We start from the raw sequence: 7,101 nt of genomic DNA on the forward strand, positions 1-7,101 counted from the left end.
CACCTTTCTTTTAGTCATTACAGTGAAGCTGCTGAAGCGCATAATAGAGAGCATTCTTGGCAACACGCCCAATTATCGCTCTGCGCTGTCCCGCAACTTGCACCTTTTTTACCAAAGTAGGCTGCTTCTCACTGGCGATTCCGATATAGACCAGTCCCACAGGTTTTCCCTCGGAAGACTCAGGCCCTGCTACACCGGTAACAGAAACGCCATAGGTTGTGCCCATCTTTTGGCGAATATTCTCAGCTAAAAGCCGAGCTGTTGTTTCACTGACAGCCCCTTCTGTCTCTAAGACTTCAAGAGGCACATCCAGCCATTGATGCTTGATTTCATTGGAATAGCAAACAATTCCTCCTCGATATACCTGCGACGCGCCGGGAACCGAGGTAAGCAGTTGGGAAACAGTGCCCCCTGTACAGCTTTCAGCAAAAGAAATCGTCTGTTGTTTTACTAGTAGCTGCTCATAAAGTACCTGGTGCAACGGAGATTCCCCTACTGCATATATAAACTCACCTACACGATTGCGAATCTCCTCTTCAACAGGACGTAGCAACCTCTCTGCTTCCTCCACAGAGGTAGCGCGAGCCGTAATGCGCAACGTCACCTCAAACTCCTTGGCATATGGGGCAATTGTCGGATTGGATTGCTCCTCAATTAAGTCTATCAGCTTTGCCTCTAACAGAGATTCTCCGATACCAAAAAAGCGAAAGACACGAGAATGAAAGATTTGATGCTCATTTCCTAAAGAAGCCAAAAACGGCATCACATAATTTTCCACCATCGGATACATTTCGCTTGGGGGACCAGGCAACAAGACATATGTAACGCCCTCTTGGGTAATCCCCATTCCTGGTGCCATTCCGTGATCATTATCAAAGACCGCCGATCCCTCAATTACAAGGGCTTGCTTACGATTATTGTCAGTCATGTCAATACCGCGTCTCTCAAAAAAATCACGAATGTTCGCCATTGCTTTTTCATCCGTGATTAGCTTGTGGCCAAGATGGTCGGCCACTACGTCTTTGGTCAAATCATCCTGCGTAGGGCCCAACCCCCCGGTAAAAATGATGAGATCGGAACGCGATTTCGCACGTTCTATCACTTGTAGCATTCGTTCATAATTATCGCCAACTGTTATGTGATAATAAACATTGATTCCTACTTCTGCTAGCTTTTGCGATAAAAACTGCGCGTTTGTATTAGCAATTTGTCCAAGTAATAACTCAGTTCCAACCGCGATTATTTCCGCTTTCATCACTCTTCATCCCAATCTTTTACGAATATTGAATGACATTGCGATTCTTAGAAAAATAGTCATACCCGGACCAAAGGGTAATCAGGACCATTGCCCAAATCGCGATTTTGTCAAAAGGTATGCCGACAAACTCAAACGGGAAATTATTCATCATTAAGACAGCAATCGCTACGATTTGAACCCAGGTCTTAATTTTTCCCCACGCGCTTGCGGCAATAACTTTTCCTTCCGCCGCTGCAATCATTCGTAGACCTGTCACTGCAAATTCCCGACTAATAATCACTATAACGACCCACGCTTCGATTCGTTGCATCTCAACAAGAGAAATAAGCGAAGCCGATACCAACAATTTGTCCGCCAGTGGATCTAAAAATTTGCCCAAATTCGTAACAATCTTCCGCTTACGGGCAATGTACCCATCTAGACCATCTGTGCTGGCTGCCAAGATGAATACCAAAGCCGCTATCAGCTCATTGTACGTCATAGTTAGAGTCCCGATGGTAAACGTGCCAAATTTGTATTCTACTAGTAGAAAAAACATGACGACAGGGACCAGAAAAATTCTGGCAAGCGTGATGCGGTTGGCAAGATTCAACTAAATAACCTCCCCAGCTAGATCATAATCGTATGAGTGGGTAATTCTCACCTTTACAATCTTACCTAGTTCTCCTTGATAATTTGAAATAAAGACTTCCCCATCGATTTCTGGAGCATCGTATTGGGTACGGCCTACGTAAATGTTGTTTCTACCTTCGTATCTCTCTACTAGGACATCCAATACCTTACCCACGTATTGACCATTCTTCTCGTTAGCAATCTCACGTTGAATTTCCATCAATATATTAGCGCGTTTTTCTTTGACATCCTCATCAATCTGATCAGGCAGGCGTGTCGCAGGAGTATCGTCTTCATTCGAATACGTAAACACACCTAGACGATCAAACTTAATGTCTTTCACAAAATCACAGAGCTTCAAGAAATCCTCTTCTGTTTCCCCTGGGAACCCAACAATTAAAGAGGTTCTCAAAGCTACATCCGGTACTTCAGCGCGGATTTTAGCAACAAGCTTACGAATATCGGTTTGACGTCCCGGACGGCGCATTCGTTTCAGAATGGCGTCCTCTGAGTGTTGCAAAGGCATATCAATATACTTACAAACTTTCGGGTTTTTAGCAAACGTTTCAATTAACTCATCTGTAAAGAACCCTGGGTATGCATAGTGTAGTCGAACCCACTCAATGCCGTCTACTTCAGACAGTCTGTTCAGTAGTTCAGGCAGCATTAGCTTGCCGTATAAATCCATACCGTAGTTAGTTGAATCCTGGGCGATTAGCGAAATTTCCACAATGCCTTTCGTTGCCAGATATGTCGCTTCCTCTACGATAGATTCGATTGAACGACTGCGAAATTTACCGCGCATGAGTGGGATACTACAGAATGTGCAATTGTTATCGCAGCCTTCTGCAATTTTGGTATATGTTGTATAAGTTCCTTCTTTTACCTTACGTTTTACCACTTGCTCGTAGTTAAACACGGGATTGCCGATCAGGCTTGTACGCTTACCAATGAGCGTGTCTTCAATCACGTTAATAATTGACATAAAATCGCCGGTTCCAACAATACCATCCACTTCAGGAATCTCATTTAATAAATCTTCTTTATAGCGTTGGGTTAAACAGCCAGCTACTACCAACGACTTTAATTTTCCGCTCTCTTTTAACTCGGCCATGTCTAAGATCTTGTTCACAGACTCTTCTTTTGCAGCATCGATGAATCCACAGGTATTCACGATAACGACAGTTGCATCATCTGGATTATCAACTAACTCATAACCCTTCTCATCGATCAGATGTGCCATCATATCTGAATCGACCAGATTCTTCTCACAACCCAAGGTTACTATGGCAACCTTTTCACGGGGTGTTGTCTTTTCGGTCATTTCTCTTCCTCCAATTGCATATTCCAGCCCAAATTCACCTAACCAGTATAATATAAGCAAAGGCGAGTAGTCAAAAAGAGTAGCACTTAAAATCAACCGTTTTCAAGCGTTCAAAGCCTGCATCCTATATGGGTTAACTCTGATTGCAAATACAATCATGTTAGCTTATAAATAAGTCCTTCTGCTAAAAAACTCCCGCCTCACTTTTGGTAGTGAAACGGGAGTCCATGAGCTTATAAAAAGTTATTGTGCCGGCACTTCGTCTTTTTGCAAAGTGAAATTAAACTTAGCCGTTTGCGCTTTAATATCACTCATTGTTATTGGAACCTGGTTAACTATTATTTCAACGGCAGGTGAATAACCTACATGCAGAAAAGCAGTATCTTGTGCCTCTATGGTTTTTTCTTCACCTTTTTGAAGAGTAGATTCAAATAGTTTTTTCCCTCGATCTTTATCTCTCACCTGTATCCAGCAAGCACCACGGGTTGCTTTAATCGTCACTGAGATTTTATCCGTATTGCCAACCTTGTAATTGTAATACTTTCCTTGCTGGGATTCAAAAGTAAGTGTACCCGCAGCCCCAGCACCATCCGTCTCAGGTAAATTCACATCAGGCATCGTAACATCTGGAGGCGTTGTCGTTGCTGGCGGTGTAGTTGTTCCAGGAGTAGTCGGAATCTGTCCTTGACCCGGAGTTTGATTCGGAGTAGGAGCCCCTCCTCCACCTTGTGTGGTATCAATGATACCTTCAGCGGGCTTTTGAACAGTAGGTGGTGTACTATCCCGGTTCACTAGTGCCATATAAGCAACGCCAAGAACTAAGATGATAAATAGTGTTAATAAAGTAGGAGCTACCCAGCTACCGGTTTGAAAAGGTGATCGCCTTTGAACCACATGGCGTCTTTGTAATCGTTCCACCTCTTCTTGTGGCGGTTGGGATGGCAAGTCGGCCTGGTAATGCTCTACGATCTGATTAGGATCCAATCCTACCGCTTCCGCATAGCTTTTGATAAAAGCTCTTGCATAAAAGTGGCCGGGCAACATGTGAAAATCTCCCCGCTCAATCGCTTCTAAATATCTGGTTTGGATTTTTGTCATTTTTTGTATATCATTGAGCGAGATTCCTTTTTCTTCTCTTGCTCTCTTCAATACTTGGCCGAGCTCAGACACAATGTAGCCTCCTTACGTCATCTCGAAGTCATTAAAACTTCTCGTGTTGATTAATTCATATGTAATCTCTTCATCGGGATGATGTCTCAACTCAATAATGTAGTGGAAATCAGACAGCTTGTACTCTGTCTCTCTTGCAAAAATATCAGGGTGTTCAATGACTTTAGTAGCTGGGAAAGCCATAATCTCACGCAACAAGCTGTGATGACGTTCCGTTGAGCGCATGGTTGAGACGATCCCATCAATCAAATATACATGATTAGCTGTCATTTCATCAACGGTCAAGGAACTACGAACTGTTTGTCTTAATAAAGTTGATGAAATAAACGTCCAACGCTTATTGGAGGATACACTGGCTGCGATCATAGACTCTGTTTTACCTACCCGAGGCATTCCACGAATTCCGATTAATTGATGCCCCTCTTTTTTAAATAGCTCTCCTAGAAAATCAACCAGAATTCCTAATTCGTCACGAATAAAGCGAAATGTTTTTTTATCTTCCGCATCACGTTCGATATAACGTCCGTGACGGACAGCTAGACGGTCAAGCATGGTAGGCGGACGTAGCTTGTTAATTTCAATATTGCTTACTTTTAACAACAGGCTACGTAAGGCTTCAATCTTATCATTGTCATCTGTGGATAATAACATTCCTCGCGTGTTGGTTTGAACACCATTAATTGTACGAATGTTAATGTTAAGCATCCCCAGAATGGAAGCTAAGTCTCCTAGCAAACCAGGACGATCCTTTATTAAGCGATATTCTAAATACCACTCAAAAAATTCCTTCTCCTCCGTAAGCATCATGTATCCCCTTTTTTTCTGTAAGAACAATCCTAATTGTTCTTCCCCCGTGATAGATGGCTTTTCAACAATAGTATACCATTTGCATGTAGAAGGACAAAGAAAAAATGCAGAAAACATGCCAATGATACCAATAAAAATTCTTTTACTGCACTTTATCAGCGCCTCGCTCTTTTGTTTATCAATAATCATTTCTATGCGCCGTTCAACTTATTATTCTCTTATAAAAAAATACGCTTATTTTAATCTGTCTGCTTATCTTACATTTCTTCGTATAAAAAACAGCCCTTACGTCTTTCCTAACGTAAGAGCTACTTTTCCTCAAAAGAAAAATCTATTCAATTTTACCATCGCTTACAAGCTTAACCATGACACTAGCTAGGGCGCGACGTTGCTCGTCATCACCAGCATCCCATAGTTGTTTAAGTAAACGTTCTTGTTCGTTTTTCGGATCAACCTGATCAGCTAGGTATCCACCGATTTGATATGCTACATTTTGAATGGTATCGGAGTTCATACCAGCTTGTGTAGCTTGTTGGACGCGTTCAGATAAAAAACCTTTCCAATCACTAAAGTTATCAAGTACTGACATCCCAATCCCTCCTTAAGCACTCTTCGGACGCTTTTGTCCGCTCAGAATTAGAATGCGTTTCAGTCCTGATTTTTATACAGGGAGAAGGAAAAGTTACTGAGCTTTTACATCCATGTTTTCATTTCTAGGTATGCCAGCCACCATTAACCGAAATGGTTTGACCAGTAATATACCCGGCCTCCTTTTGCAATAAGAAGGAAACGGCTTCGGCTACCTCTTCTGGTCGTCCAAGTCGTCCCATTGGAATCTCTTCGGTTACAGCTTCTCTTTCTTCCAGGGTAAACCGATCCATCATTCCGCCTAAAATAGCACCTGGCGAGACCGCATTGACTGTAATGTGGTTACGTGCTACTTCTTTAGCCAATGCTTTTGTAAAGCTAAGAATAGCACCTTTTGTCATGGAATATAAAACCTCACACGATGCACCTGTCTCTCCCCATATCGAGGAGATGGTAACAATTCGCCCAAATCTAGCCTGTAGCATTGCTGGAAGTCCTTGCTGTGATACAAAAAAGCAAGAGCCTATGTTAACTCGAACCAATTGATCAAATAATTCTGGGCTTACCTCGCTCAAGAGACCCACATGATCAATCGAAGCATTATTAACGATATACAATGGCTTCACTGGCATTTGACTAAACATGGCCGCGACTGCATCAGGTTGAGATAAATCAGCCTGTAGCGCAATCGCCGGCACATTTTTGCTTTCACAATACGCTAACAATACGTTTATTTTCTCTTTCTGTGTGTTGTAATGAAGATACAGTGGGATTGATTCGTCAGCTAGCTTCCGGGCAATAGCTTGCCCAATCTCACCGGAAGCTCCCGTAACCAATGCCCATGCTTGCTTGTCTTCCATGTATTTCTCCTCTTCCCCGGTTGCCTATGCCTGTGAACGTACGATCGAGACCGCCATCTGACTTTCTTGTAGATGGTCATGCATACGCTTTTGTACATCCTCTAACGTAATTTTTTCTAAAGTAGGTACGATTTCAAACAAATCAATTCCATTAAATTTATAACTAGTAAATTGATTAGCAATAAATTCAAGGGAATTTAACGAGCGCAGGAAAAGTCCGATTCTTCTCCGTTTTTGCCGTTGGAACGATTCCTCATCAATTCCTCGCGCTTTTGCCTCCTTGATTTCCTGTGTGATAACGCTAACTAGCTTTTCGGGATCAGGTGTATCTCCGCCTAAAATCGTATAGCCGTAATCAGTCTCGTTGCTGTAATCAAAATCAAAGGATTCTGTAAGGAGTCCTTCGTCATAATATCTTTGGTAAAAACTAGAGCTGTTTCCAAACAGTAAATCTAGCATCAATTTTGTCGTTAGTTCCCGTT

8 protein-coding genes are annotated in these 7,101 nt (G+C 42.4%); all 8 read right to left on the reverse strand.

Features of this window, described 5'->3' with window-relative positions:
* Window positions 1–10: 10 nt before the first annotated feature.
* Window positions 11–1,255: a competence/damage-inducible protein A gene (locus AYJ08_RS13040; RefSeq protein WP_064018084.1), complete on the reverse strand. Its 1,245-nt coding sequence runs from the start codon at window positions 1,253–1,255 to the stop codon at window positions 11–13.
* Between the two features lie 19 nt (window positions 1,256–1,274).
* Window positions 1,275–1,850, reverse strand: a complete 576-nt coding sequence (gene pgsA, locus AYJ08_RS13045) for a CDP-diacylglycerol--glycerol-3-phosphate 3-phosphatidyltransferase (RefSeq protein ID WP_003337004.1) — start codon at window positions 1,848–1,850, stop codon at window positions 1,275–1,277.
* Window positions 1,851–3,194: a 30S ribosomal protein S12 methylthiotransferase RimO gene (gene rimO, locus AYJ08_RS13050; RefSeq protein ID WP_031413763.1), complete on the reverse strand. Its 1,344-nt coding sequence runs from the start codon at window positions 3,192–3,194 to the stop codon at window positions 1,851–1,853.
* Window positions 3,195–3,437: 243 nt separating this feature from the next.
* Complete coding sequence (locus AYJ08_RS13055) at window positions 3,438–4,364, reverse strand: helix-turn-helix domain-containing protein (protein ID WP_064018085.1); 927 nt, start codon at window positions 4,362–4,364, stop codon at window positions 3,438–3,440.
* 12 nt (window positions 4,365–4,376) lie between these two features.
* A complete protein-coding gene (locus tag AYJ08_RS13060; RefSeq protein ID WP_018670903.1) occupies window positions 4,377–5,168 on the reverse strand; it encodes a DUF3388 domain-containing protein in 792 nt (263 codons plus the stop codon).
* Between the two features lie 334 nt (window positions 5,169–5,502).
* Window positions 5,503–5,760, reverse strand: coding sequence for a DUF3243 domain-containing protein (locus tag AYJ08_RS13065; protein WP_031413761.1), 258 nt, complete (start codon window positions 5,758–5,760; stop codon window positions 5,503–5,505).
* 124 nt (window positions 5,761–5,884) lie between these two features.
* Entirely contained in the window at window positions 5,885–6,619 is a 735-nt protein-coding gene (ymfI, locus tag AYJ08_RS13070; RefSeq protein WP_064018086.1) for an elongation factor P 5-aminopentanone reductase, read from the reverse strand.
* Window positions 6,620–6,643: 24 nt separating this feature from the next.
* A partial coding sequence (locus tag AYJ08_RS13075; protein ID WP_197490656.1) for a M16 family metallopeptidase occupies window positions 6,644–7,101 on the reverse strand: 458 nt, incomplete at its 5' end.

The organism is Brevibacillus sp. SKDU10 (assembly GCF_001645205.1).
Classification (GTDB): Bacteria; Bacillota; Bacilli; order Brevibacillales; family Brevibacillaceae; genus Brevibacillus_B; species Brevibacillus_B halotolerans.